Source organism: Blautia sp. DFI.9.10 (assembly GCF_024461705.1).
GTDB classification, from domain to species: Bacteria; Bacillota; Clostridia; order Lachnospirales; family Lachnospiraceae; genus Blautia_A; species Blautia_A fusiformis.
Genome location: NZ_JANGAA010000008.1, coordinates 26,123 through 52,013, shown reverse-complemented (window position 1 = coordinate 52,013; position 25,891 = coordinate 26,123). Strand labels below are relative to the sequence as shown.

General features: G+C 46.7%; 26 protein-coding genes. 3 read left to right on the top strand and 23 right to left on the bottom strand.

Annotated features, from left to right (window positions below; genetic code table 11):
* Positions 1-81 precede the first annotated feature (81 nt).
* From NE671_RS06755 to NE671_RS06740, 4 genes are all read right to left on the bottom strand, one after another.
* Complete coding sequence (locus NE671_RS06755) at positions 82-999, bottom strand: ABC transporter permease (protein WP_129975112.1); 918 nt, start codon at positions 997-999, stop codon at positions 82-84.
* Positions 993-1,985, bottom strand: a complete 993-nt coding sequence (locus NE671_RS06750; RefSeq protein WP_129975114.1) for an ABC transporter permease — start codon at positions 1,983-1,985, stop codon at positions 993-995. The genes NE671_RS06755 and NE671_RS06750 overlap by 7 nt, the downstream gene beginning before the upstream one ends.
* Before the next feature lie 416 nt (positions 1,986-2,401).
* Positions 2,402-3,310, bottom strand: coding sequence for a LysR family transcriptional regulator (locus tag NE671_RS06745; protein ID WP_114001514.1), 909 nt, complete (start codon positions 3,308-3,310; stop codon positions 2,402-2,404).
* 4 nt (positions 3,311-3,314) lie between these two features.
* Entirely contained in the window at positions 3,315-5,756 is a 2,442-nt protein-coding gene (locus tag NE671_RS06740) for a methyltransferase domain-containing protein (protein ID WP_173740376.1), read from the bottom strand.
* A gap of 255 nt (positions 5,757-6,011) precedes the next feature.
* On the opposite strand from NE671_RS06740, the gene NE671_RS06735 reads away from it, so the two are divergent.
* Both NE671_RS06735 and NE671_RS06730 read left to right on the top strand, forming a co-directional pair.
* Positions 6,012-6,644 carry an endonuclease III domain-containing protein gene (locus NE671_RS06735; protein WP_256163803.1) on the top strand — a complete coding sequence of 211 codons (633 nt, stop codon included), beginning with the start codon at positions 6,012-6,014 and terminating at the stop codon, positions 6,642-6,644.
* A gap of 47 nt (positions 6,645-6,691) precedes the next feature.
* Positions 6,692-7,225, top strand: coding sequence for a DUF3877 family protein (locus NE671_RS06730; RefSeq protein ID WP_161209162.1), 534 nt, complete (start codon positions 6,692-6,694; stop codon positions 7,223-7,225).
* Between the two features lie 142 nt (positions 7,226-7,367).
* Here the strand turns inward: NE671_RS06730 and NE671_RS06725 are convergent, their stop codons facing one another.
* The 5 genes from NE671_RS06725 to NE671_RS06705 all read right to left on the bottom strand — a co-directional run bounded on the left by NE671_RS06725 (position 7,368) and on the right by NE671_RS06705 (position 12,530).
* Entirely contained in the window at positions 7,368-9,179 is a 1,812-nt protein-coding gene (locus tag NE671_RS06725; RefSeq protein ID WP_161209164.1) for a DUF6320 domain-containing protein, read from the bottom strand.
* Positions 9,145-10,377, bottom strand: a complete 1,233-nt coding sequence (locus NE671_RS06720) for an alpha/beta hydrolase (RefSeq protein ID WP_330383016.1) — start codon at positions 10,375-10,377, stop codon at positions 9,145-9,147. The genes NE671_RS06725 and NE671_RS06720 overlap by 35 nt, the downstream gene beginning before the upstream one ends.
* A gap of 76 nt (positions 10,378-10,453) precedes the next feature.
* The gene (locus tag NE671_RS06715) at positions 10,454-11,260 is read right to left on the bottom strand and encodes a DNA-3-methyladenine glycosylase family protein (protein ID WP_173740375.1); all 807 of its coding nucleotides are present in this window, start codon (positions 11,258-11,260) and stop codon (positions 10,454-10,456) included.
* Positions 11,257-11,793, bottom strand: a complete 537-nt coding sequence (locus NE671_RS06710) for an AraC family transcriptional regulator (RefSeq protein WP_173740374.1) — start codon at positions 11,791-11,793, stop codon at positions 11,257-11,259. Before NE671_RS06710 ends, NE671_RS06715 begins: the two co-directional genes overlap by 4 nt.
* A gap of 293 nt (positions 11,794-12,086) precedes the next feature.
* A complete protein-coding gene (locus NE671_RS06705; RefSeq protein ID WP_161209168.1) occupies positions 12,087-12,530 on the bottom strand; it encodes an HD domain-containing protein in 444 nt (147 codons plus the stop codon).
* Positions 12,531-12,995: 465 nt separating this feature from the next.
* Here NE671_RS06705 and NE671_RS06700 point away from each other — a divergent pair, with 465 nt between their 5' ends.
* Positions 12,996-13,274 (top strand): type II toxin-antitoxin system HicB family antitoxin, encoded by a 279-nt coding sequence (locus NE671_RS06700; RefSeq protein WP_015525547.1) that lies wholly within the window; start codon positions 12,996-12,998, stop codon positions 13,272-13,274.
* Positions 13,275-13,415: 141 nt separating this feature from the next.
* On the opposite strand, the gene NE671_RS06695 is transcribed toward NE671_RS06700, so the two are convergent.
* The 14 genes from NE671_RS06695 to NE671_RS06630 form a co-directional block, all read right to left on the bottom strand.
* The gene (locus tag NE671_RS06695) at positions 13,416-13,856 is read right to left on the bottom strand and encodes a MarR family winged helix-turn-helix transcriptional regulator (RefSeq protein WP_022427168.1); all 441 of its coding nucleotides are present in this window, start codon (positions 13,854-13,856) and stop codon (positions 13,416-13,418) included.
* Between the two features lie 135 nt (positions 13,857-13,991).
* The gene (locus NE671_RS06690) at positions 13,992-15,746 is read right to left on the bottom strand and encodes an acetyl-CoA carboxylase carboxyl transferase subunit (RefSeq protein ID WP_059086224.1); all 1,755 of its coding nucleotides are present in this window, start codon (positions 15,744-15,746) and stop codon (positions 13,992-13,994) included.
* Positions 15,736-17,100 carry an acetyl-CoA carboxylase biotin carboxylase subunit gene (locus NE671_RS06685; protein ID WP_015525545.1) on the bottom strand — a complete coding sequence of 455 codons (1,365 nt, stop codon included), beginning with the start codon at positions 17,098-17,100 and terminating at the stop codon, positions 15,736-15,738. The genes NE671_RS06690 and NE671_RS06685 overlap by 11 nt, the downstream gene beginning before the upstream one ends.
* Before the next feature lie 9 nt (positions 17,101-17,109).
* Positions 17,110-17,538 carry a 3-hydroxyacyl-ACP dehydratase FabZ gene (gene fabZ / locus NE671_RS06680; protein ID WP_015525544.1) on the bottom strand — a complete coding sequence of 143 codons (429 nt, stop codon included), beginning with the start codon at positions 17,536-17,538 and terminating at the stop codon, positions 17,110-17,112.
* Between the two features lie 57 nt (positions 17,539-17,595).
* The gene (gene accB, locus NE671_RS06675) at positions 17,596-18,177 is read right to left on the bottom strand and encodes an acetyl-CoA carboxylase biotin carboxyl carrier protein (protein ID WP_110925794.1); all 582 of its coding nucleotides are present in this window, start codon (positions 18,175-18,177) and stop codon (positions 17,596-17,598) included.
* A 4-nt stretch (positions 18,178-18,181) separates the two neighbouring features.
* Positions 18,182-19,423, bottom strand: coding sequence for a beta-ketoacyl-ACP synthase II (gene fabF / locus NE671_RS06670; RefSeq protein WP_015525541.1), 1,242 nt, complete (start codon positions 19,421-19,423; stop codon positions 18,182-18,184).
* A 32-nt stretch (positions 19,424-19,455) separates the two neighbouring features.
* Entirely contained in the window at positions 19,456-20,196 is a 741-nt protein-coding gene (gene fabG / locus NE671_RS06665; RefSeq protein ID WP_015525540.1) for a 3-oxoacyl-[acyl-carrier-protein] reductase, read from the bottom strand.
* A gap of 115 nt (positions 20,197-20,311) precedes the next feature.
* Complete coding sequence (gene fabD / locus NE671_RS06660) at positions 20,312-21,232, bottom strand: ACP S-malonyltransferase (RefSeq protein ID WP_092071748.1); 921 nt, start codon at positions 21,230-21,232, stop codon at positions 20,312-20,314.
* 3 nt (positions 21,233-21,235) lie between these two features.
* Positions 21,236-22,180, bottom strand: coding sequence for an enoyl-[acyl-carrier-protein] reductase FabK (gene fabK, locus NE671_RS06655; protein WP_015525538.1), 945 nt, complete (start codon positions 22,178-22,180; stop codon positions 21,236-21,238).
* A gap of 121 nt (positions 22,181-22,301) precedes the next feature.
* Positions 22,302-23,267, bottom strand: a complete 966-nt coding sequence (locus tag NE671_RS06650; protein ID WP_173740373.1) for a beta-ketoacyl-ACP synthase III — start codon at positions 23,265-23,267, stop codon at positions 22,302-22,304.
* A gap of 275 nt (positions 23,268-23,542) precedes the next feature.
* The gene (locus NE671_RS06645; protein ID WP_022427174.1) at positions 23,543-23,815 is read right to left on the bottom strand and encodes a DUF1294 domain-containing protein; all 273 of its coding nucleotides are present in this window, start codon (positions 23,813-23,815) and stop codon (positions 23,543-23,545) included.
* Positions 23,816-23,871: 56 nt separating this feature from the next.
* The gene (locus tag NE671_RS06640; RefSeq protein WP_173740372.1) at positions 23,872-24,438 is read right to left on the bottom strand and encodes a class I SAM-dependent methyltransferase; all 567 of its coding nucleotides are present in this window, start codon (positions 24,436-24,438) and stop codon (positions 23,872-23,874) included.
* Between the two features lie 23 nt (positions 24,439-24,461).
* Positions 24,462-24,953, bottom strand: a complete 492-nt coding sequence (locus tag NE671_RS06635) for a GNAT family N-acetyltransferase (protein ID WP_173740371.1) — start codon at positions 24,951-24,953, stop codon at positions 24,462-24,464.
* Between the two features lie 14 nt (positions 24,954-24,967).
* The gene (locus NE671_RS06630; RefSeq protein WP_173740370.1) at positions 24,968-25,606 is read right to left on the bottom strand and encodes a Crp/Fnr family transcriptional regulator; all 639 of its coding nucleotides are present in this window, start codon (positions 25,604-25,606) and stop codon (positions 24,968-24,970) included.
* Positions 25,607-25,891: the final 285 nt, after the last annotated feature.

The following is a 25,891-nucleotide window of genomic DNA, read 5'->3' as shown; positions in this document are numbered from 1 at the left end:
TCATCTTTCCTTATTTTCAAACCGGTTATCTACACTTCGGAATGCTTCATCACGGTTTGTATTCAAATATTTTTGACTGCATCAGAGATTGCTGTAATGGTTATTTACCTCACTTCTCACAAAGCTTCCCATACTGGTAATGCACATTAAAGTAATGACCAGAAAAACTCCGGGGATCACGATTACCCACCAGGTATTCATGATCAGTGCTTTATTTGCCAGTGAGAGCATACTTCCCCAGGAGATTACATCTGCCGGAAGCCCGAGGCCAAGAAAGCTTAATGTAGATTCCATGGTAATACAGCTGCTTATCGAAGAGATCACCACAAACATGATCGCCGAAACAAAATTCGGTATCAGATGGTGATACATCACATATCCAAAACTTCCTCCGCAAAGTCTTGCATACATCACATAATCACTGTTCCTTATCTGCCGCACTTCACTTCTTACAATACGGGCCAGTGCAAACCATCCGGTAATACCGATGATCACAGATATGCTGATCACATCATCGGCCTGAAGGACTGCTGACAGGATCAGGATCAGCAGAAGCGTCGGAATACTTCCGCACATTTCCGTAAACCGCATCAGAACCGAGTCCACCTTTGGCCCTGCTGTTCCGCTGATGCATCCGTAGGTAACACCGATCACAGTAATGATCGCAGTTCCCAGAAGCCCGATCACCAGAGAAACCCGTCCACCATACCAAATCAGTGAATAAATATCTCTTCCAAGCGAATCCGTTCCAAAGATAAACTCCTTTCCCGGCGGTGTATTCAGATTCTGGAGATAAAAACCTGAGGGATCATGATTTGCAACAACATTTGCAAATACACAGCCCAAAACGATCAGAAAAAGCAGGAACATGGAAAATACCGGTTTCCCCTTCAGCTTTTCCTGAAATGTTTTTTTTCGTTTTTCAGATTCATGCTGCGTCCACCCGGCACCAACTACCTGAAAAAGCTCAACTTCTGAAAGCTTCCGGTCAGCTACCATACCCTCACCTCCGAATCCTTCATTCTTGGATCAATCTCTTCATTGACAGTCTGTGCAACAAAGCTGCTAAAAAATACGATAAATCCCGTGATCAGCACATCGATCATCAACAGGTTATAATCATGATATTTTGCAGATTCCACTGCAAGATTTCCAATTCCCGCATAATTGAAAACAGCTTCCACAGTTACAGTCCCACCGGTTACATGGGGTACCGAAACTGCCATGATACTCACGATCGTCGGCATTACATTTCGAAGACAATGCTTCCACAGGATCTTTCTTTTGGAAAGTCCCTTGGATCTGGCAAGAAGTACATAATCCTTCCGCACCTCATCCAGGAATTTGTTACGTATCATATATGCGTAATACCAAAGATGGCTGAAGATCATTACTACCAGTGGAAGGATCATATGCTTCATACGATTGCCGATACTATCTGCCATTCCTACATCATAGGCACCGCTGCTTGGGAACCATCCAAGATTTACACTGAAGATCAGGATCAATACCACACCAAGCCAGAAAGCCGGCACATAATAGGCTGCTGTTCCGATCTTGCAGATCAGCCGGTCGATCCACTGATCCTCATGGAGCGTACAGAATATGGCGATCAGAACTGCCAGTATAAAGATCACAATATAAGCAATTCCTCCCAGCACCAGAGTATTTCCGATCAGCGGTTTGATCACATTCATAACCGGCTGCCTGTATTTCAGCGACAATCCGAAGTCACCATGAACTGCATTGGCAAACCATCTTACATACTGTACCCCGATTCCCTGATCCAGTCCCAGTCTCGTTCTGGCTGCAGCCACTTCCTCACTGGTCATCATTTCCAGAGAATCTCCGTAAAAGGACTGCAGGGGATCTCCCGGTGCCAGTCTCGCCAGCCAGAACACCACCACAGACAGCAGAAACATAACCACAGCAAGCAGAAGGATCCGCTTCAGGATCCGGATGACGAGTTTATTTTCTTTGTTCATAATTTTCCTTTCCCACTGCCCTTTACAGTTCAGACAGACATTCGCATTCCGCTCTGCTGCATGCTCATGAACACAAATCGTGGAGCGATTTGTGTTCATATTTCAAAAGCAGTTATGGCATCCAAAACCATAACTGCTTTTGAAAGGGTCGTGTTATTATTCGACAAAACATTTGTATGCACAAATAGGAGTGCGCGGAGGTTATGTGCATCACAGTGTTTTTATGTTCAGCACGCGGAGTGTGCTGCTGATATTATTTTATCATTTAACAGCTTTCGGACAACCCCGGTACGGGGATATTGGACAGTCGGGTTTGGCATGGATGTATATTCCATATAAAAAACGGGACTTTTCTGTATCAGGAACCTGTGTCCCGTGCAGAAAAATCCCGTCTGGTCTTTTGCTTTATTCTTTTATCACTTCCCGGAAATCTGAAGTCTTTCCTTCACGAATCCCAGAAAATCCTTTCCCTGTTCACTAAGCTCTTCACCTCTCCGGCAAATGCACCCGTAAACAAGTTTCTGGCCTTCTCCCGGAAATGTATATTTCACGGAGGAATATCCCGGATCACGGCCGGAAAGATCCGCACCACTGATATTACACAGCTCTCCGGACCCAAGAAGACGTTCCACGATATAATCACTGTTTGTTACGACTACGGTCTCTGCCTCCACTGCGGAATGACCGTTTTCCTCTACAAGGTTCCGGTAATTATCCGGGGAAAATTCATCGGGAAATCTCTGGATCAGCCTGAGCTGGGACATATTAAAATCTCCCTCATCTGCTTTCCCTTTCCCGGTATAAATATTTACCTCGGTTTCCGTCAGCAGCTCAAATTCCAGGTAATTCCGGGAAAGAAAATACTGGAACGCCGCCAGCTGATTCTGCATCACATAGGCGAATCCCATATCATCCTGTCTGCCTTTCACACGTTTTATGATCTCATGGGTATCTGCTGCGTAAACCTGATAATGAAGATCATCGCACTTATGTGCTTCATAATACGTTACGAAGATATCCGCAAACCAGGAGCTGGGATGAAAGCATACACACAGGCTGCTTTTTGCAAGTGGCTGTGCCTGCATTTCCAGTTCATCTATATTTTCCAGGATCCTCTGCACATGGATAAATGCACGCTCTCCTTCCGGTGTCAGCTCTATGCCCTTTGCATGGCGGACAAACAGCTGGGTACGCATATCGTCTTCCATGGAACGGATCACCTTGCTTACATTTGACTGCGTGGTAAAAAGCAGTTCTGCTGCCTGGCTGAAGGAGCCTGTTTTGGCACAGGCTGCAAAATACTGTATCTGTTTTATATTGAGCATGATCCTACCTCTGTTTCTTCGCAAAGATCAAAAACATCGGAGTCGGATTGTAAAACTCGTCTTTTTCTATATAAATACGTTTGCTGATACCAAGGTCAAAGGAAAATTCTTCCACACCTATACGGCTCAGCGTTTCCAGATCCCATGCCGGACGCAGAAAAGAACTGATGGGCAGCTGCCGCTTGATATCCTCGCATTCCTGCATCAGCTCATCCTGGATCTGATGATGAGCATGATTCTCCGGAAGATCCGCAGTGTCCGCAAAGTCTGCTGCTCCGTAGTTTGCATCCAGATTTATCATCACTCCGCCCGGTTTCAGTACGCGGAACCATTCCTGATAAGCATGCTCCGCGTCCGGAAGTGTCCAGGTAAGGTTTCGTGATACGATCACATCAAATTCCTCATCCGGAAAATCCGGAGCTTCTGCATCCATCACCATAAACCGGCAGTCTGCTTTTTCTTCCTCCGCCAGCTCCTTTGCATGAGTGATCATATCCGGCGTCAGATCGATCCCGGTTACCTGATGGCCTTCCTTTGCAAGAAGAATGGTAAAAAATCCGGTTCCGCAGCCTACATCCAGGATCCGGAGATTCTTTTTCTCAGGCAGATACTTCTTAAGCTCAGCCATCCAGCGGCCTGCAAGTGCACTGTGAAGCTCTGCTCTTCTCTGTTCCAGAAAGCTGTCGCTGCGCCTGGTCCAGTACTGGGCGATCCTTGTTTTCCGCTCGTCTTTTTCTCTTACGATATTTCCGTAGGTGATCACAGGGCCGCCTTCCACAACCTGAAGGCTTGATACCTGATAAAGGATCACACCATCCATGTCTGCACGACAGATTTCCTGTACATTTCCCTCATAATCACGGATCTCTCCAAGATACTCATCCTGATGAACGATATCGCCTGGTTTCTTCACCGGATACCAGAGACCGTTGACACTGGCGCACTGATAACGCACATCATCCATTTTCAGCGGATAGTACGTACTGTGGGAACGGATTCCGTTATAGGCTCCGATGCTGCAGAGGATATTTCTTACATCTCTTCGCATGGAATCCACTTCCTCCCGTTCCCAGGTTCCCATACAGCCGCGTTCCAGAAGGACCGCCGGAATATGGAAGGTACTTGCCGCATAATTGTAGGCGCCGCCTGTACTCACATTTGACTGTACCATATATGGGACATCAACCTGCTCTGCCATTTTTCGGGAAGCTTCCACGATCTCCGGCTTTGCCACGCCTGCAAAATATACATACGGAGTCAGTTCCTCATAATCATCACCGCCGTGAAGATCGATATAATAATCTGCCTTCCGGATCAGGGATTCTGTGATGGCCGCTGCCAGTCGTTCCATTTTTGTGCCATCTTTTCTGCCAGGGAAAACACGGTTCAGATTTTTTCCGTCTTCCCAGCTGATGCTGCCTGCACGCTTCTCAAAGTCTTCCCGGTTCAGCACCTTTACCAGAACCAGCTGACCCTTTACCTTTTCCGGCTTCAGCCGCTTCGACAGCTCGATCAGAGTCTGAATCCCCACATACTCTCCTGCATGAAGACCTGCTGTGACGAGAACGGTTTTTCCAGGATCTTTTCCACGGATGATGGTTGCAGGAAGGACAAATTCTCCATCTCCGAGCTCAAGAAAGCCTTCTGTTTTTTCTCCTACCGCAACCGGAAGATTCAGGAAATGATCCGGCTTTACACCAGTTACCATAAACATTGGTGTGGACTGATAATTTAATCTCTCCTCCTCACTCCAGACCGTTTTCCATATTTCTGTGTCTGTGCGGATTCCAAGAAGTCCTGCTTCTCGGAGAGTTTTTACATCCCACTGGGGACGATTGATCTTTGACAGCGGTACCTGGAGGGCGATCCGCTCCATGCGCTCAATATCCGTACAGAGATAGTGATCATCCAGGCTGTTGTTTTCCACATTTTTCCGGTCGTTTTCGTAGGCCTTACGCTGCTCTTCCTCATAAAGATAACCGTACCAGTTGGCATCAAAATTCAGAAGTCTTCCTCCTACCTTCAGTACACGGACCCACTCTCTATAAGCAACATCAGGATGCTCCAGATTCCAGGTAAGATTTCGGGAAATGACCACGTCAAAGGTATTATCCTCAAAATCCAGCTTCTGTGCATCCATCCTCAAAAAGCGGATATTCCGGCAAAGGTCTCCTGCATTTTCCTTTGCCTTTTCCAGCATTCCTTCCGTATAATCCACTGCATCTACATGATATCCGGCTTCTGCCAGGATCACAGGAAAAAATCCGGGGCCTGTTCCGATATCCAGGATACGGATCTCTTCCTTGGGTTTGTCCGGAAACTGACTGGTCAGCACCTTAAGCCATGCGTTTTTCTGCGTTCCTGCAAGCTCTTTATGATTCACTTCGGAGTACCCTTCTGTACGGGTGCTCCAGTAAGATTCGATTTCATCGAGAAGTTTTTCCACGTTGATTCCTCCGCACTTTTCTATTCACGTGAGGGAGATCAGGTCCCTCACAGGTCACGTTTAATGTACCAAATTGTCAGGGTATTAACAAGCCCCTGGGGGGGATTCCCAAAATTGCTCTGCTGATAAAATTCCAAATGCCACACACTGCTTCTGTACTCCTGTCCACCTTGTAATTCTCCGAATGCTGTGGTATCATCCTGGCTGTAGTAATTCAGTAATATAACCGAAATTGAAAGGATGGTTCATATACAAATGACAACACAGGAACTGGCCTATGAAGTTATCAGCCGTTTAAAAAAGGAATATCCGGATGCAGACTGTACACTGGATTATGATGATGCCTGGAAGCTTCTTGTAAGTGTCCGTCTGGCAGCTCAGTGCACCGATGCCCGGGTCAATGTAGTTGTTCAGGATCTCTATGCAAAATACCCGGATGTGGCAGCCCTGGCAGCAGAGCCGGAAGCAATCGAAGCCATTGTACGTCCCTGCGGCCTTGGAAAAAGCAAAGCCCGGGACATCAGCGCCTGTATGCGCATTCTCCACGAACAGTATCACGACAAGGTGCCGGAAGACTTTAACGCACTTCTGAAGCTTCCCGGTGTGGGCCGAAAAAGCGCAAACCTGATCATGGGGGACGTATTCGGCAAGCCCGCCATTGTAACAGATACTCACTGTATCCGCCTTTCCAACCGCATCGGCCTTGTCCATGACATGAAGGATCCGAAAAAGGTGGAAATGGCTCTCTGGAAGATCATCCCTCCGGAAGAAGGCAATGATCTCTGCCACCGTCTTGTCAATCATGGAAGAGAAGTCTGTACAGCGCGGACAAAGCCTTACTGTGACCGCTGCTGTCTCAATGATATCTGCGAAAAAAATGGGATCTGAATGTATGCAGTTCAATAAACCTTCAGACCTCGGAAAGGAAAAACATAATGAATTTCAAAAAACTGGAAAATAATCTCCTGGATATGATCCAGGAACAACAGGTAAAGATCGGATACATGAGCGGAGTTACCCGTTTTTATTATCCGCTGCAGTCTCTGAACCGTCTTCTTGGCACAGAGCTTACGGAAGAAGAAATGCAGCATGCTATGGAAGAATTCTCAGATCATGCCTGTGACCGTCTTGGAAAAGTAACGGCTTCTTCCAAAAACGGGCGTTTCTGCATCACCCTGCCGCCTCAGGCCTCGGACTACGTTCACGAAAACCGGAAGCCGAGTGAATTTCTGGTACGCTTTATAGGCACGGTTGCCCGTCATGGCTGTACTCTGGATGAAGTGATGGACGTTTTTCATGCTTATTCCGACCATGTACACATGGAAAAAACAACCGGAACCGGATTTGATTATCTTGTATATTTCGAAGACGGGATTCCGGATGACTACCGGTATTGTCTGTCCCTGGAGGGTGAGCATATGATCTATCATAAGTTCACACCTGAGGACTATGAGGACTTCGGATTCTGATCTCCGAACACCGGGCAAGTTTTCCCCTCTGCTTATTGCTTTTCGCAGCTCTGCAGGGAACTTCCTTTATTTGCTAAACAACCGCCGGTCTGCAGACAGATCTTCAAAAAGTCCTCTGCAGATCGACGGTTGTTTTTATTTTCTATGCACGGAATTTCTTCTGCATCTCCCGCACCATATCTTTCCTCTTAAACAGGAACAGCCATACCAGCATCAGAAAGCTGACGCATATACAGATCAGCGACGGATACAGCACCGTTACCACACCGGCAGCCAGCAGGATCACAGGGATCACTCCTCCGAAAGCTCCTGCTTCCAGAAGATAGATCATATATTCCGCCACCTCCAGCTTCTGTACCGCAGTGATCACCCACATGGAGCAGATCACAGCAAGCGAAGCCAGAGGAAGCAGATAATCCACAGACCAGCCACGCCAGCCGGTAAACACATCCCAAAGCACTCCTGCAACAGCTGCGATTACCAGCTGCCACATCTCATTCTTCAGAAGATTCCGCCGCTTCACATAAGCCACTGAAACCATCAGCCAGGTGCAGAACGCCCCTGCAGTCACAAACCAGGCCCAGCCTATATGACCATCCAGCAGATAATCGATCAGATTACATACCACAGCCAGCACAATACACAGAAACGTAAAGCTCTCAAAAAGCTTCATCTGCTGCTTCTGCTCCTCTTTTTGTCCCGGAAGATCATTCTCACGAATTGTACAGGATACCTGCTCATTTTTCAGTCTCTCCACAAAATTCCGCTCAATATTTCCATTGGGGATCTTGGACGTAAAGCTTAAAACCATCTCATCTCCAAAAGAACAGGAACACAGCTGCAGACTGTCCGTGCTTGCAAAAAGTCCGAATCTCTGAATATATTTCCGATATTCCTCCGGCATCCGGATGATCCCCACATTGGAATAGATCGCCGTGATAGACCTCCCTCCGAGAGTCGTCCCGGCAAGAAGGAACGGGGTTTTGATCTCCAGTGGTACCAGACGCAGGATCGGATTTTTCTCCAGGCTTACCAGATCATTCAGCTTTGCTTCGATCACGTCCTTACTCAGTTCCTTTGCAAACTGCTCCTTTACGGATCTCAGAATATCCTCAAAGGCTGTATCAGGCTGAAAATAACAGCTGATCTCGATCCACCCGAAAAAATTTGCCATAGACCGGGACGGAAAATAATTTCTCAAATTTACCGGGATCATCAGACCAATGGGCTTTTTCGCCTGATTCTGAGGTACTTCTTCATGGATCGCCCAGATAAGTGCTGCCGTAAGAAAAACCGTGATCGACACACCGGCCGCTTTTGCACGGGCGTGGATCTCTTTTACCGGAATACAGACTTCCGTGATACTCATATCCTCCTGCCTGAGCTTCTCACCTTTTAACTGGAAGGCAGGCTTCTTGGACTCTCTCTTTCTTGGCGCGTCGGAGGAATAATACTGGGAAAAACTGTCCTCTTCCATATCCCTGCCCGTAATGTTTTCATCCGAAAAAAGCTCCGGAAGCTCTGCGGATGGGTGCGTCTCCTGAAGATAATTTTTCACCAGCTCCATCAGAAAATGCATGGCTCCCGTTCCATCCGTCAGCGCATGAAATACCTCGAAATTAATCCTGTTCTTATAATAGCTCACCCGAAAAAGAAGCGTTTTTTTGTCCGGAATATAAAGTCCGCTGCAGGGTGCACCTGCTTCTTTCTTTGCCACTGCCGGAATATCACGTCTCTCCAGATAAAACCAGAACAGTCCCTTTCTTAAAACTGCACGGAAAAGAGGATATTTTTCCAATGTCCTCTCCAGGGCTTCCTGCAGGTTTTCTTCTTTTATCTCTTCTTTCAGTTCACAGTAAAAACGAAATACCCTGGTGTCATTCTTTCCTGTCACCGCCGGGAACGCCAGCGCCGCATTGTCAAGTTTTCTCCACTGTGCATATTCGTTCTTCATGATGCTTTCCTTCTTCCTGTTCCTCTGTTTCCAGAAAACGATTTACATATGCAAAGCTCTCCTGCACATGCAGAAATTTGATCCCCAGTGCAAAATACCCGTGAAACGCACCTGCGATCCTGTGCACTTCCACACGATTTCCCGCTTCCTTCAGTTTTTCACCAAATGCCTCACCTTCATCCCGAAGAGGATCGAACTCAGCGGTAAGTATCAGTGTATCCGGCATATTTCGAAAATTCTTCTCCAGGATCGGCGCAAAATAGGGATTCCTCCTGTCTTCCGGACAACTCTCATAGAATTTCAGATAATCTTCCATCTTCTCCGCTGTGAGAAGATAACCGGTTCCATTTGTTTTTACGGATTCAAAAGGAGAGTCTTCCGTATAACAGTTGTTCAGTGCCGGATAAATAAGGATCTGTTTTTTGGGAAAAAAATCTCCGCGGTCTCTGGCCATCATACATACAGCCGCTGCCAGATTTCCGCCTGCACTATCTCCCATAATGGTGATACGATCCGGATCCGTATTCAAAAGAAAACGATTGGTGTAAAAAGTCTTCGCAGCTGCATAACAATCCATCAGTCCCACCGGGAAACGGTATTCCGGTGCCAGCCTGTATTCAACAGACGCCACGATCTGACCGGTAGACTGTGCCATTCTAGCACAAACCCGCTGATAATTCTCTACACTTTCCGTAACCCAGCCACCGCCATGGAAAAACAGGATCACCGGTGGTTTTTTTCCGGAGGCGGCACCGTTTTCCATGTCCTCTTCTGTTGGAAAAAACAGACGGATCGGCACTTTATAGTCTCCGTTATAAACTTCCGCATCCAGTGTCCTGTAAAAGATCCTCATAGGATCCATCTTCTTAAGATCTGCCAGCTTTCTGGAAGCCTCCACTTCGATCCCGCCATAGGAAAGAGCATGGAGCACTGTCCGCACGGCACGTGGCATAGCAGTTTCTCTCCCGGTCGGAATGCCCGGAACTATGACTGGGCGGCTTCTTCTGTTTTCTTTTCTTGTATAGATATATTTTGTTTCTGTTTCGTATCTTCCAGGAATGCAGACTTGTTTCACGCAGGTACGCCTGTAGGCAATCCTCTTCAGGATCTCATGATCTGTACGGATGATCACTTCCGTTCCCTTATAGCCCCGGATATAATATCTGTTTTCTTTCTTTTTTATACGTGGTTGTCTCAATCGCAGTAAATATTTTCTGATTACTTTTTCCTCCGTGGATTTTTCCTTTATTTTCACCTATGATAGCATCCGCAGTCTATGAGTACAAGTCATAGTAAAAAATATACTGCTGCATGATTCCACGCATTCCTCTGTATCTGCGATTGGGAAATCCTCTTTTGTAATGCACGTCCATGACCTGACGGATGTGGGTATCTATGGGAAAAGCATCCATATGATGCAGTGCAAACAGGCAGATACACTCAGCTACCTTTTCTCCCACACCACAGAGCTTCATCAGCTCCTTCTTTGCCTGAGGGTAACGCATATCATAGATTTTTTCCAGAGAGATCTGACCGGATGCAATGGTCCTGGCCGTTACCGCGATATATTTTGCCCGGTATCCCAGGCCGCATCCTCTTAACTCCTCTTCCGTTGCTTGACTCAGCGCCTCTACAGTCGGAAAAGCGTAGTATTCCACACCTGAAGATGAATTTTTTCGCTCTCCGTACTTCCGGCAGATGGTTTCGATACATTTGCGGATACGCTTGATATTGTTCTGCTGAGATATCAGAAACGTAACGATCATTTCCCAGAGATCCTGTCTTAATATCCGTATCCCGTCTCCTGCCTTTATTGCGGCACCTAGATATTTATCTCGTGGATTAGCAGCATTCATGTAAGCTTCATAATCCGTATCCAGATCAAAATAAAGCACCCAGTAACAGATAAATTCCTCCTGAGAGCAGCAGAAATCCACCACTCCGTCTTTCTGATACATTTCCAGATACTGGTCTCCCGCCACCATGGAAAAATGTCCGTCTCCAAGCTTTCTCATCCGGAAGCACTGTCCGGAATCGCATATTTTATCAAGGCTGAAATGTTCCAGCTCTACTGTGATCATGTCTGTTCCTCTCGTAAATATTTTTCCTTATATAATGTTCTGTATTCTCTTGGTGTCATCCGGTACCGTTCCCGGAATACCCGGTTAAAAGTCCTCTGACTTTCAAATCCCGGGATCTGCACATACGCCTGTTCCACTGCAAGATTATCATCCTTCTCCTTGCGGTTTGCCCTGAGACACCGTACCGCATTTAGAATATCCGGATGCACCTGCTCCTTTTTTATAACCGGGTCTTCCGGACAGCTGTTCTGGATGATATCCGCAAACTGACCAGTCAATACCGGCTTTGCCCAGAGATAGACTGCTTTGTTTTCTCCCGTAGAGAACACCTGATAGTGATGAATCACATCCGGAAAGATCACTGCAAGATCTCCCTCTTCCATATGATAAAGCTCCTGTCCCATACCAAGCTCCAGAGTTCCCTCTGTGATATAGATAAACTCTATGGAGTTATGAAGATGGGGTGAAGCATGGGCTGAGGTCCGCAGATGAATATGGAGATTCTTCTTTTTTTCTTCGTATACTGGAAACATGGATTTTTCTCTCCGCAATATTTGACTACTTTTTCTGTGTTTTTGGCACGTAATATTTCCGAGAGTTTATTATAATGCATTTGTAAGTTAAAGAAAAGAGGAGGAAAATAAAATGAAAAAAATCATAGAATTTATCAAATATGCGATCAAATGCTACATAGAGATCAATGCAAGAAATCCATACTTCCACTAAGAAGATCCACAATAATATCTGAGGTCACGGATATTTTGTGTGGACCATGCGCATGAAAAAACTGAATAAAGGTCAATAAATGACTTGTGTGAAAATAGTATCACCTGGCATCATGAAGTATCTCCAAAGCCCGTTTATATCTTCCATGCAGCCGTGATATCTGTTCAGCAGACATATTTTCGCAGTCAGAAAGACGTGTTACATCAGAATTGTGGAGCAGATCAGCCTGCTTCACTTTTTTTGCGATCGGATTCTTCCGGAGCTTCCGGATATAATCGAAATAATTCATATTCTTATCTCTTGTAAGACAACGTAAGGCCTCCACAACCTCTTCCGGAAATTCTCCGGCAAGATCCTCAAATGTGATCTCTGTATCTTCTATCACATCGTGCAGAAGTGCCGTACATACACTGAGTTCATCATCCATCTGCTCCGCTACGTGAAATGGATGAAAGATATAAGGTGTCCCGCTTCGATCTGTCTGTCCATGATGTGCCTCGTACGCCACCTTCATAGCTTTTTTCGTCAAAGCTGTATAAATCATAGCTGTGCCTCCCGTCAGGTCTTTCGAACCCCCGTTCATACTCTGTATTACACAGTATAGCATCTATATTTCCTATATACAAGGATAAAAAGGGTTATATATCTATCATTTTTACTTATATACGACAATTTTCTGATTATAGTATCCCCAAAACTCTGCTGTTCTTATTTAGATCTTTCATTGGATCATGAACTCGCTTGCCCTCATTCTGAAATTAGTATATACTTACTAGTACAGCGAAAATTAAGTTTCTGCCATATTGACGCAGGATGATTTCTTCATCTGCAAGGCGGAGGAATGAGGCGTAGCGGTGGCTACGACGATTGACGACAACGCAGCAGATGAAAAATCAGACAAGTCAATATGGCGGTTACTTAATATTCGCTGTACTAGGTCAGGTAAAACTATCCATATTCATGGTATTACACGGATCACTTCATTTTAAAAAAGAAAGGAATCTTACCTATGAAATTTATATATCCCGCAGTTTTCCGTCCCACAGAGGACAAAAAATACAATGCTTTTTTTCCGGATCTTGCCTGCTGTGAAGCCAACGGTGACACGCTGGATGATGCCATCGAAAATGCCAATGCAGCTGCATACGACTGGATCTACACAGAGCTTATGGAATTTGAGGGAAAGCTTCCTCCGGTTTCCGATGAGAGCGATCTGGAGCTTCAGGAGGGAGACGTTGTCCGCAATATCTCTGTAAATATCCGCTTCCAGGATGGCTGGGACGAATAAACTCTCGTACCACAAAAACAAAGGCGACATTTAATATCATTTTCAATAAATGTCCGTGTCGAAAATACCTGTTATGCAAAAAGCATCCGGATCGGTAATTGTCCTTTATTACCGATCCGGATGCTTTTATTATACGTTTCTTTATTGTTCATGATACTGTCTGAAAAATTTACGCAGTCCGTCCAGTGCTTTTACCAGCACTTCTGTCTCATTCTCATTCAGCTCTGCGATCACCGCTTCTGTCATCTGCCTGTGAAACTCCGCATGATGATGATATGCCATACGTCCCTTATTTGTAAGCTGAATAAATACCACACGCCGGTCCTTCTCACTTCGTTCTCTCTTCACATAGCCTTTTTTTACAAGACTGTTCATAGATGTTGTGAGGGAGCCTACGGTGATCTTAAGCTTGGCTGCAATGGAGGACATGTTCCCCCCTCCAAGACCTACAGCCTCGATAATGTGCATATCATTGTTGGAAATATCTTTATATTTATCTGTGATGATGGCTTCCTCCTCCAGTCGGAGGATCTCATTGAACAGATTCACCAGCACGTCATTTATAACTTCCCGATTGTCCACTCTACCCGCTCCTGTTTCTCCGGAGCAAAAAGGCTTCTCCGGTTCTCTGTTTATGAAGCCATCGTAACATAAATATGGCATTTTTTCCACTGGATTTTTACTTTGCGGGCTACAAAATCACTGCACTTATTGCTTCTACATTTTCCGGAAACGTTCATAGCGATGTTCCAGAAGCTTCTCCGGCTCTTCTTCGCCATATTTCTCAAGAAAATCCGCAATTCCGTTTTCCAGATAACCTGCGATATCATTTATGTTCTCACGGCTTACAGGCTCTGCTTCCGGAATCACATGCTCGATCATCCCCATCTGGTAAAGGTCTGCAGCTGTGAGCTTCATCACTGCTGCTGCTTCCTTTGCCTTTTTGCTGTCTTTCCAGAGAATGGAGGCAAAGCCCTCCGGGGACAGGATGGAATAAACGGAATGCTCCAGCATCCATACCTCATCTGCCACCGCCAAGGCAAGGGCACCTCCGCTTCCGCCTTCACCGATCACAACGGAAAGCACCGGCACTGTGAGACCTGCCAGTGTATAGAGATTTTTTGCAATGGCTTCACCCTGTCCACGTTCCTCTGCTTCCAGCCCGCAGAATGCGCCTGGTGTATCTACAAGGCAGATCACCGGACGGTGAAATTTCTCTGCCTGCTGCATCAGGCGCAGGGATTTCCAGTACCCCTCCGGAGATACCATTCCGAAATTCCGGGTAATGTTTTCCTTTGTACCCTCTCCTTTTTCCTGTGCAAGGACAGTTACCGGCTGTCCGTGGAAAAATGCCACACCACCGATCACTGCCGGATCATCCCCGCAGTGACGGTCTCCGTGAAATTCCATGAAATCGTCAAAAAGCGCTTCGATGTAGTCCTTTCCTGTAGGACGTGTTTTGGCTCTGGCAAGCTGAACATGTTCCCAGGGAGTGAAATCTCCGGATGGAACGAAGTCCGGCCAGATCCTATTATCTTCCTCAACAGTTTTCATCGATTCCTGATTGTCAGACTTGAACCCATTTTTAATGTCCGTATTATTGGACTGTACATTATTCAGGACTTTATCCTGATGTAATCTCAGAATATCCGCCAATACGATCCTCTGCTCCTCACGCTTTACGATCTTGTCCACAAAGCCGTGTTCCAGAAGAAATTCCGCTCTCTGGAAGCCTTTGGGAAGCTTTTGCCCGATGGTCTGTTCGATCACTCTGGGACCTGCAAAACCGATCAGCGCTTTCGGCTCTGCCAGGATAATATCTCCCAGCATAGCAAAGCTTGCCGTCACGCCGCCTGTTGTCGGGTCTGTGAGGACCGGCACATAAAGAAGTCCAGCATCGCTGTGCTTCCGGATGGCCATACTGGTTTTTGCCATCTGCATCAGGGAAACCAGGCCCTCCTGCATTCTGGCACCGCCGGAACAGATATAGAGGATTACCGGCAGCTTCTCCTCTGTGGCACGTTCAAAAGCCCGCGTGATCTTTTCCCCCACGACTTCTCCCATACTGGACATCATGAAACGACAGTCACAGACACCAAGTGCCACAGGTGTCCCTTTTATAGTACACTTTCCGGTAACTACAGCCTCATCAAGCCCTGTCTTTTCACGAAGCCCCTGGAGCTTTTCTTCGTAGCCTCTGTACTGAAGGGGATTCTGTTCTTCCATGTGAGCATCCCACTCTACAAAACTCTTTCTATCTGCGATCAGTTTGATCCGACGGTAAGCGGGTACATGGAAATAATTTCCGCAGTGGGGACAGATGTATTGATTCTGCTTTACCTCGTCTACAAAAACCGCCGCTTTGCAGGCGTTGCATTTACGCATCAGGTTATCCGGCACCTCCGGAATGTTTTCCTGTTCTTCACCCCGGATATCCCTGACTGTTTTTTTGAACATGTGCTTAATTCTCATTGATCTTCACTCCCGCAATGATATGGCTGGCAAGAAAGCCAGTGTCAAAATTTCCGGACTGATAATCCTCATCTTTCAGGATTTCGTACTGATAGTCAATATTTGTATCGATTCCGTCAATGATCACCTCACCAAGAGCACTCTGCATTTTTGCAATGGCTTCTTTCCGGTTACCTGCATGAACGATCAGCTTCGCAAGCATGGAATCATAATATGGCGGGATCTTACAGCCGTTATACACACAGGTATCCACACGGATCCCGTTTCCTCCCGGAAAATGCGCTCCCTGGATAGTTCCCGGCGAAGGGCGGAAATTTTTCTGGGGATTTTCAGCATTGATCCTGCACTCAATGGCGTGTCCCTGGATCCGGACATCCTCCTGAGCGATCTCAAGAGGCATTCCGGAAGCGATCTTCAGCTGCTCCTTTACAAGATCGATACCTGTTACCCACTCTGTCACCGGATGCTCCACCTGGATCCTTGTATTCATTTCCATAAACCAGAATTTTCCATCCGGTTCCAGAAGAAATTCGATCGTTCCCGCATTTACATAACCGGCTGCTTTCGCCGCCGTCACCGCCGCATGCCCCATTTTTTCTCTTAATTCCGGAGAAACTGCAGCACTTGGAGATTCCTCGATCATCTTCTGATGATTTCTCTGGATGGAGCAGTCACGCTCTCCCAGATGGATCACATTTCCGAAGCTGTCTGCAAGGATCTGAAACTCAATATGTCTCGGATTTACCACGAAATGTTCAATATACATGGTACCGTCGCCAAAAGCGATCTCAGACTCTTTTCTGGCGGTTGCATAGGCTTCCGGAAATTCCTCCGGTGTGTTTGCCACACGCATGCCTTTTCCGCCACCGCCAAGAGCTGCCTTGATGATCACCGGATAACCGATTCTCTCAGCTTCCTTAAGACCGGTTTCAATATCCTCCACATCCCCTTCGCTGCCCGGAACTACCGGAACACCAGCTGCGATCATGGTGCTTCTTGCAATTTTTTTATTGCCCAGCATACGGATGACCTTTGATGGAGGACCCACAAATGTGATCCCGCATTTTTCACAGAGCTCCGCAAATCTGGCATTTTCAGAAAGAAAGCCAAATCCCGGATGAATGGCATCCGCACCGGAAACCATGGTTGCACTGATGATCTGTTCCATATTCAGATAGCTCTGTGCAGATGGCCCCGGTCCGATACAGATTGCTTCGTCCGCCAGCTGTGTGTGAAGGCTTTCCTCATCTGCCTCAGAATAAACCGCCACTGTGGCAATTCCCATTTCTCTGCAGGCACGGATAATACGCACCGCGATCTCGCCTCTGTTGGCGATCAGTAACTTTCGAATCATACAATCACCTTACCCGATCATAAATGTAAGCTCAGCCTCTACGGCAACCTCGCCATCCACAGATGCCACTGCAGAACCAATGCCTACAGGACCCTTTCTGCGGATGATCTTTGTTTCAAGACGGAGCTTGTCTCCCGGAGCTACCTTTCTGCGGAATTTACACTTGTTGATGCCTCCGAAATAAGCGGTTTTTCCCTTCATGTCCTCCAGGGAAAGAATGGCTACCGCACCCACCTGTGCCAGCGCTTCTACCATCAGAACACCCGGCATTACCGGCTCCTGGGGAAAATGTCCCCGAAAAAAATCCTCGCGGAAGGTCACACATTTATATCCGACAGCAAATTCACCCGGCTCATAATCTTCAATATAGTCCACAAGCAGAAACGGATGTCTGTGTGGAATGATCTCCTCGATCTGTTTTACATCAAGATGCTTCATTCTCTATCCTCCTGAAACAATAATTTTTCTTATTCTCTGATTCTGATCTGAAGGTACTTATCGGATACGGAAAAGCTTCTGACCGTATTCTACCGGCTGTCCGTTCTCCACATAGATCTCTGCGATCTCGCCGTCAAAATCACTTTCGATCTCATTCATCAGCTTCATAGCTTCCACGATTGCAAGAACCTGTCCTTTTTTTACCTTGTCTCCCACCTGAACGTAAGGCGGAAGATCCTGGGACGGTGCAGCATAGAAGGTTCCTACCAGCGGAGATGTTACCAGGCTGCCTGTCTGATCTTCCCCGCTCTGTGGTACGGTTTCCGACTGCTCAGTACCTTTCACTCCCTGTGCTTCTGCCACAGTTTTTCCTGTCACTGTCACTGCCATTTCATCTGTTGAAGCCGGTACCACAGGATCTTTGCCTGCCACCGGTGCTGTATTCACTGCCCTGCGGACTTTTCCACCGGTCATTCCTACTGCCGGAATGTTTTCCACAGTTTCTCCCATAACCCCCTGGATGATCTGTGGCTTTCCATGCTCCATACTTAAGGTCAGATCTGCTGTCTCATATGTAAAGGCAGTAAGCTCTGATGCAGATACGTGATCGATCAGTTCAAGAATCTGGTTAAATTCCATAGCTTCAGTCCTCCTCATACTTCTTTACAAGCAATGTTCCGTTGTGTCCTCCAAATCCAAGGGAATTGCTCATTGCATAACGAACTTCCTGTTTTGCCGGAGCGCCGATCATATAGTTCAGATCAAGCTCCTCCTCTGTTTCTGTTGTTCCCACTGTCTGATGGATAAATCCGTCCAAAATGGATTTTACGCATACGATAAACTCAACAGCTCCTGCTGCGCCAAGAAGATGGCCCACCATGGATTTTGTGGAATTGATCTTTACATCCTTGGCAGCGTCCTTAAACGCAAGCTTGATAGCTCTTGTTTCAAACAGGTCATTGTGATGTGTTCCGGTTCCGTGTGCATTGATATAATCTACCTGCGCCGGTGCAACACCTGCTTCCTTCATGGCATTTTCCATAGCACGTGCGGCGCCGCTTCCGTCCTCGGCCGGAGATGTGATATGGAAAGCATCTGCAGTTGCACCGTATCCCACAACCTCTGCCAGGATATTGGCATTTCTCTTTTTGGCATGCTCAAGCTCTTCCAGAACAACCACACCTGCACCCTCGCCCATAACAAAACCGCCTCTGTCTTTATCAAACGGAATGGATGCACGCAGCGGATCCTCACTTGTGCTCAGTGCAGTAAGGCTTGCAAAGCCTGCGATACCGATAGGGCAAACAGCTCCCTCTGTACCACCGGCAAGCATTACATCTGCATCACCATACTGAATGGCACGGAAAGCATCTCCGATACAATGTGTTCCTGTCGCACATGCCGTTACCACGTTGGTGCATTTTCCTTTTGCGCCGGTAGCGATAGAAACATTTCCGGCTGCCATATTTGTGATCATCTTCGGAACAAGAAGCGGATCCACTCTTGAAGGACCTTTTTCCATAAGCTTCTTCTCATTGGTCTCGGTAGCCTGAAGACTTCCCACACCGGAGCCGATGATAACGCCTACCATGTACGGATCTTCCTCTTCCATCTTAAGCCCGGAATTTTCCACTGCTTCCAGTGCAGCTGCTACCGCATACTGGGAAAAAGGCTCCATTCTTCTTGCAGTTCTCGGATCCATGCGATCCTTTGCCACAAAATCTTTAAGCTCTGCTGCCAGTGTTGCCTTGTATCCGGTCGTATCAAAACGGGTGATCGGTCCGATCCCCACCTTTCCTTCTTTTACTCCGTTCCAGAAACTTTCCACATCATTTCCGATCGGTGTTACTGCTCCAAGTCCTGTTACTACTACTCGTCTTTTCATCAATCTATCCTCCTGACTCCGGGGAGCCTTCTTTACATTGCCATTCCGCCGTCTACGCGAAGTACCTGTCCTGTGATGTAACGTGCACCGTCTGATGCCAGAAATGCAGCTGCCTTTGCCACGTCTTCTGTTGTTCCCATGCTTCCCATGGGGATAGATGCCGCAATATTTTCTTTTACTTTGTCAGAAAGCACGTCCGTCATGTCTGTTTTGATAAATCCCGGTGCAATGGCGTTGACCGTGATCCCTCTGGATGCCAGCTCCTTTGCAGCGGATTTTGTAAGACCGATGATCCCGGCTTTGGATGCCGCATAATTGGCCTGTCCAGCATTTCCACGAAGGCCTACCACCGATGAAAGGCTGATGATCCGGCCGCTTCTCTGCTTCAGCATCATTCTGGACACATGACGGATGCAGTTGAAGGTTCCTTTCAGATTGATGTCAACAACTCTGGAAAAATCTTCCTCACTCATTTTCATGAGAAGTCCGTCCTTCGTAACTCCGGCATTATTTACCAGGATATCAACACGTCCGTATTTCTCTGCAACAGCTTTGAAAAAAGCTTCACATGCATCAAAATCTGCCACATTGCACTGCAGGATATCTGCCTGGCCGCCGGCTGCCTCGATCTCTGCTTTTGTTTCCCGGGCTTTTTCTTCTGAGCCGTTATAATTGATCACTACAAGGTTTCCTGCTTTTGCAAGCTCCAGGGCGATGGCTTTCCCGATCCCACGTGCACCGCCTGTTACAACTGCGATTTTTTTCTCTGACATATGAATTCCTTTCTGATGTTATGCGGTCATCCGTGATCCGCATTTGTTACCTGGCATTTCTGTCTGCTGCACTATGCCTGCTTTATTTTTGATTCTTTATCTTTTTTTCCAATATTTATACCAGTTCCTGGCAGACCTTCTCTGCATCTTCTACGGTCTGGATGTTATATACTTTTACATTTCTGTCGATCTTTCTCATAAATCCGGCAAGGGTTCTTCCCGGTCCGATCTCAATAAATGTATCTACTCCCTGACGGATCATATTTTCCACACTCTGCTGCCAACGCACGGAAGAAGAAATCTGTTTTTCCAGAAGTGCTTTTGTTTCCGCCGGATCTTCCACATACTCTGCGGTCACGTTTGTCACATACGGGATTTTAAGTTCATGAAGTGTGACACCCTCCAGAACCTTTCCCAGTTCTTTTCCTGCAGTGGCAAGCATTGCGGAGTGGAACGGTCCGCTGACATTTAACGGGATCACTCTTCTTCCTCCGGCTGCCTTCAGCTTTTCAGAGGCTTCCGCAACTGCCTCCGCAAGGCCTGTGATCACGATCTGGCCGGGACAGTTGTAGTTTGCAATGCTTACATCTGCAATGTCTGCAAGCACTTCCTCGATCTTCTCTGTCTCCATTCCCATAACTGCTGCCATGCTTCCCTTACCTGCCGGAACTGCCTGCTCCATAAGGATTCCCCTTTTTCTCACGGTAGTAACAGCATCCTTCAGCTCCATGCCGCCGGCAGCTTCAATAGCGCAGTACTCGCCAAGGCTTAATCCTGCAGTTACATCTGGATGAAGTCCCATCTCCTCTACCACCTTCTCCATGGCAAGACAGGTAGTGACCAGTGCAGCCTGTGTATATTCAGTCAGGTCAAGCCTGTCATTTTCTTCAAAGCAAAGTGCTTTCATATCCAGATCCAGCCACTCACCGGCAGAGTCGAAAACATCCTTTGCTGTATCGTATTTCTCATAAAAATCTTTTCCCATTCCGGCCTTCTGTGCACCCTGGCCCGGAAAGATGAATGCTGTTTTTCCCATTTATTATTCCTCCACAAGAAAACTGTTTTTCTTTACAGTCTCTTTTGTCTCTCTGATCAGTCTTGCCATCAGCTCCTTACAGGTCGGTACATCCTTTACCATACCTGCGATCTGTCCGGACATAACGCTTCCGGTTTTTACATCGCCGTCAACAACAGCCTTCCTGAGGCCACCAAGTGTCAGCATTTCCAGTTCTTCAAAGGATGCACCTGCAGCTTCTTTCTCCAGATATTCCTTTGTCATAGGGTTTCTTAAGGTACGGACTGGATGACCTGTGGTACGGCCGGTTACTCTTGTGTCGATATCCCTAGCTTTCAGAAGGAATTGTTTGTAATTCTCATGTACGTGACATTCCTCTGTTGCCACAAATCGGGTTCCCATCTGTACGGCTTCTGCACCCAGCATGAAGGCTGCCGCGATCCCACGACCGTCTGCAATTCCACCTGCTGCAATTACCGGGATCTTTACTGCATCCACGACCTGCGGTACCAGCGCCATAGTGGTTGTCTCACCGATATGTCCGCCAGACTCGGTTCCCTCTGCTACCACTGCATCTGCGCCACAGCGCTCCATTCTTCTTGCAAGAGCTACAGATGCAACAACCGGGATCACCTTTACTCCGGCTGCTTTCCATGCTTCCATGTATTTTTCCGGGCTTCCGGCGCCGGTTGTTACTACCTTGATCCCTTCTTCTACTACGATCTTCGCAACCTCATCGGCACTTGGACTCATCAGCATGATGTTTACACCAAAAGTCTTATCTGTCAGTTTTTTCGCCTCACGGATCTGCTCACGCACCCACTCTGCCGGTGCGTTTGCCGCTGCGATCAGTCCCAGGCCGCCTGCCTCGGATACTGCTGCCGCAATGTGATGATCTGCCACCCAGGCCATACCGCCCTGGATGATGGGATATTCAATACCAAGTAATTCTGTAACTCTTGTTTTCATCTTTTACCTCCGGAAAATTAAATCAAGCGGATAAAAGCATCCGCGGTTTATTTGGATCAAGCGGATAAAAACATCCGCATTCACTACATAGCCTTATTTTAACAATTCATTAACAGAGGCTTTAATACTCGATCAGGCTTGCTCCGTACGTCAGTCCGCCGCCGAAGCCTGCAAGGACCATTCTGTCACCCCGCTGCAGTTTTCCACTTTTTTTCATCTCATCCAGGAGGATAAGAAGACTTGCGGAAGAAGTATTGCCGTATCTGTCCATATTCATAGGGAACTTGGAAATGTCTTCGCCCAGCCGCCTTGCTGCGGAACGGATGATCCGCTCATTTGCCTGGTGGAGAAGATAATAACTGATATCTTCACAGGAAACCTGCTCTCGGGAAAGAAGCTCCTTCACAGCCTCCGGTACCTTGCTCACGGCAAAGCTGAACACTTCCTTTCCGTTCATCTGTATGTAAGTTTCCTTTGCCTTCGGATCATTTTCATAACGGATCTGATTTCTGCTCTGTAAGGTAAGTGCACCGCCTTTTTTTCCAATGGAATGGGTTACCTGTGCATAGCTTCCACCCTCTTCTGCTCTCAGCACGACTGCTCCCGCACCATCCCCGAAAAGAATGCAGGTGCCACGATCTGTCCAGTCCGTTAAACCGGATAGTTTTTCCGCTCCGATCACAAGGGCATTCCTATATATTCCCTGGGCCAGGTATGCCTGCGCAGTGTTCAGTGCCAGAAGAGATCCTGTGCAGGCGCCGTTCAGATCAAAGCAGGTAGCCTTTTCCGCTCCGAGCCGCTCCTGCACCCCACATGCCACACAGGGCATGATCTCTGTTGGAGAAATGGTTGCCACAAGGATCAGATCGATTTCTTCTGCCTTCATTTCTGCGTCTTCCAGAGCTTTTAATGCTGCCCCCGCTGCCATCGTCACAGTATCTTCGTCCTCTTTTGCAATATGTCTCTGTACCACACCGGTTCTTTCCCGGATCCACTGATCACTGGTTTCCACCATCTTTGCCAGATCGTTGTTATCCCACACTCTGTCCGGTGTCCACGAACCGGTTCCACATATTTTACCTGTCATATTTTTCTCCATGATATCTGTCTTAAATCAGTCTGTATAAATCTGTACTGCTGTTCTCTGAATTATCTTTTATCTTAAAATATTTTGATTATCAAATTATATCATCATAAAAGTATTTGTCAAGAAGGAATTTTTGAGCATCCTTTTATGAAAAAAATAACAGCTGCCCCAGGCGTGGAGTATTGGTCTCTCCTCTGTCCTGTGACAGCTGTTATTTTTTTCAGACAGGTATTGTATTTATGGTTATTGCATTTATAGTTATTGCCTTCATAGTTTTACTTCATCGCCCACTGTACCAGGCACACCACACCAATCTGCACCAGCAGTATCACCGGTACACCAATTGCAAATCTGGCTTTTCGGGTTTTGTGGTGAAAAAATCTCATGCCAAGGATTGCCCCAACGCTGCCACCAATGACAGCACTTAAGATCAAGGTCTTCTCCGGGATCCGCCATTTATTACGACGGGCTTTCTGCTTGTCAACTCCGAAAAGCACAAAAGCCAGGATATTGACTGCAAGCAGATAATAATATATGTAATCATTCATGATAGCTTCCTCCGGGCTCTGTGTCCTGTATTTCGGACAGTAACCGATTTATGTATTCATTGCAGTTTGATGATCAGCACCGGTATGGGCGGATCATTAGGCCGGTTTGCATATTCCGACAGGATCACCAGATATTTATGAGGATCCAGCTGACGGATAAACGCAAGCATCTCATCCCGTTCCTGATATCCTGTATCCCCGCCACTGTAAATACAAAGTGTCATAAGTCCGCCCTTTTTCAGAAGCTTAAGTCCGCTTTCCACCGCTCTTATGCTGCTGTCTGCTCTGGTCGCCACCGAATGGTCTCCGCCGGGAAGATATCCCAGATTAAAGGTGATGCAAGACACGGTTTCTTCTTCTGCATAAACATCCATATTCTCATGAGACTCCAGAAGAAGCTGATAATTTTCCGGACAGTTATCTCTTTTCAGTCGCTCCTTCGTATGTTCCAGTGCCTGCTTCTGAATGTCAAAAGCCAGAACCCGTCCTCTTTTTCCTGCAAGCTGGCTTAACAGAGCCGTGTCATTGCCATTTCCCATTGTTGCATCGATACAGATGTCTCCCGGCATGACCTGCTGCCGTATAAAATGCTGCATGTATGCAATGATCTGAAGATTTTTCATTTAAAAATCCTTTCAAAATTCTCTTACAGTTCATGATAATACGGACAGATATCCTCATAATGTCCATCCTTCATACGGAACCCCTTCGGGATCACGCCAAGCTGGGTAAATCCAAGTCTCTCATAAAGATGTCTTGCAGGAACATTGCAGGCCACAACCGCATTAAACTGCAGGACACCAAAACCATACTCTTTTCCCCGGGTCAGACAATCGGATACCAGCTTTTCTCCAATGTGAAGTCCTCTGGAATCTCTGCTTACCGCATAGCTGGCGTTACAGATATGACCGCATCTTCCGATATTATTCGGATGAAGAATGTAAAGTCCGTAAACTTTTCCGCTTTCCGCATCTACTGCTGCAGCTGTATAGGTCTGTTCTGCAAAAAAAGCTTTTCCTGTCTCTTCGTTAAGGCATTCTTCCTGTGGAAAAGCCACACCGTCTTCTACAACCTCATTCCATATCCGGATCAGATCCGGAAGATCTTTTTCTTCGTATTTTCTTACTGTAACATTCATGATGATCTTCTCCTCTATTTAAGCAACTCCACATTCCGTCCGTTTCTTCGGATCACACCCTCATCCGAAAGATTTTTGATTTCCCGCATCATGGCACTACGGTCCACACTTAGGTACTGGGCCAGTGCGGTATAGGACATGGGCAGCTTGAATTTCCCGGCATTTTTTTCCGCAGCCAGAGAATGCAGATAAGCTATCAGCTTCTTCCTGGTGGAGGATCGTGAAAGCATGTATATCCGATCCGTCTGCTGCCTGGAACGGAGGGCTGTCATCTGCAGAAGATTACTGACCATCTGGCTGTGATGATGACAGGCATTTTCACAGCGCTTGATCACATGCTCATAATCAATAAACAGCACCTTCGTCACGGTAGTGGCACATACATAATAATGCTGGGAATCTGACGGAAGCAGAAACGGTTCGCCAAATACACTGTCCTTATTCAGTTCATCGATGACATACTCATTTCCATCCTCGTCACAGCAGTAGAGAACTGCTCTTCCCTCCTGGATCAGACCGATCTTTTTCATGGAGCTGGAATATTCCATGATGGTTTCTCCATTCTGAAAAACTTTCTCCCGGACTTTGAAGCAGACACGCATTCTTTCCTGTTCTTCGGGCAAAATATCCGTAAATAAAGTGATATGCTCCATAAATTTTCCTCCCACCGGCAAAATACTCTTCCGCATATCTGTACTTTCCTCTTTGTATACAAGACTATGTAAGAGGACTCTCAAAGCAACTATCCGCATTTTATTTTGCTGCATGTTTCTGATTTTATACCAGCACGAAAAAAATGTAAAGTCTGGAAATTTTTCCTGTTTTGTTGTATTTGCAACAGTTTTTGCCATCAATTTCTGTTATATTTTTATCAAAGTTAAGAAACAAACAAATCACTGAAGCATATAAATAAATCCACCATAGAAAGAAAAGAGGAA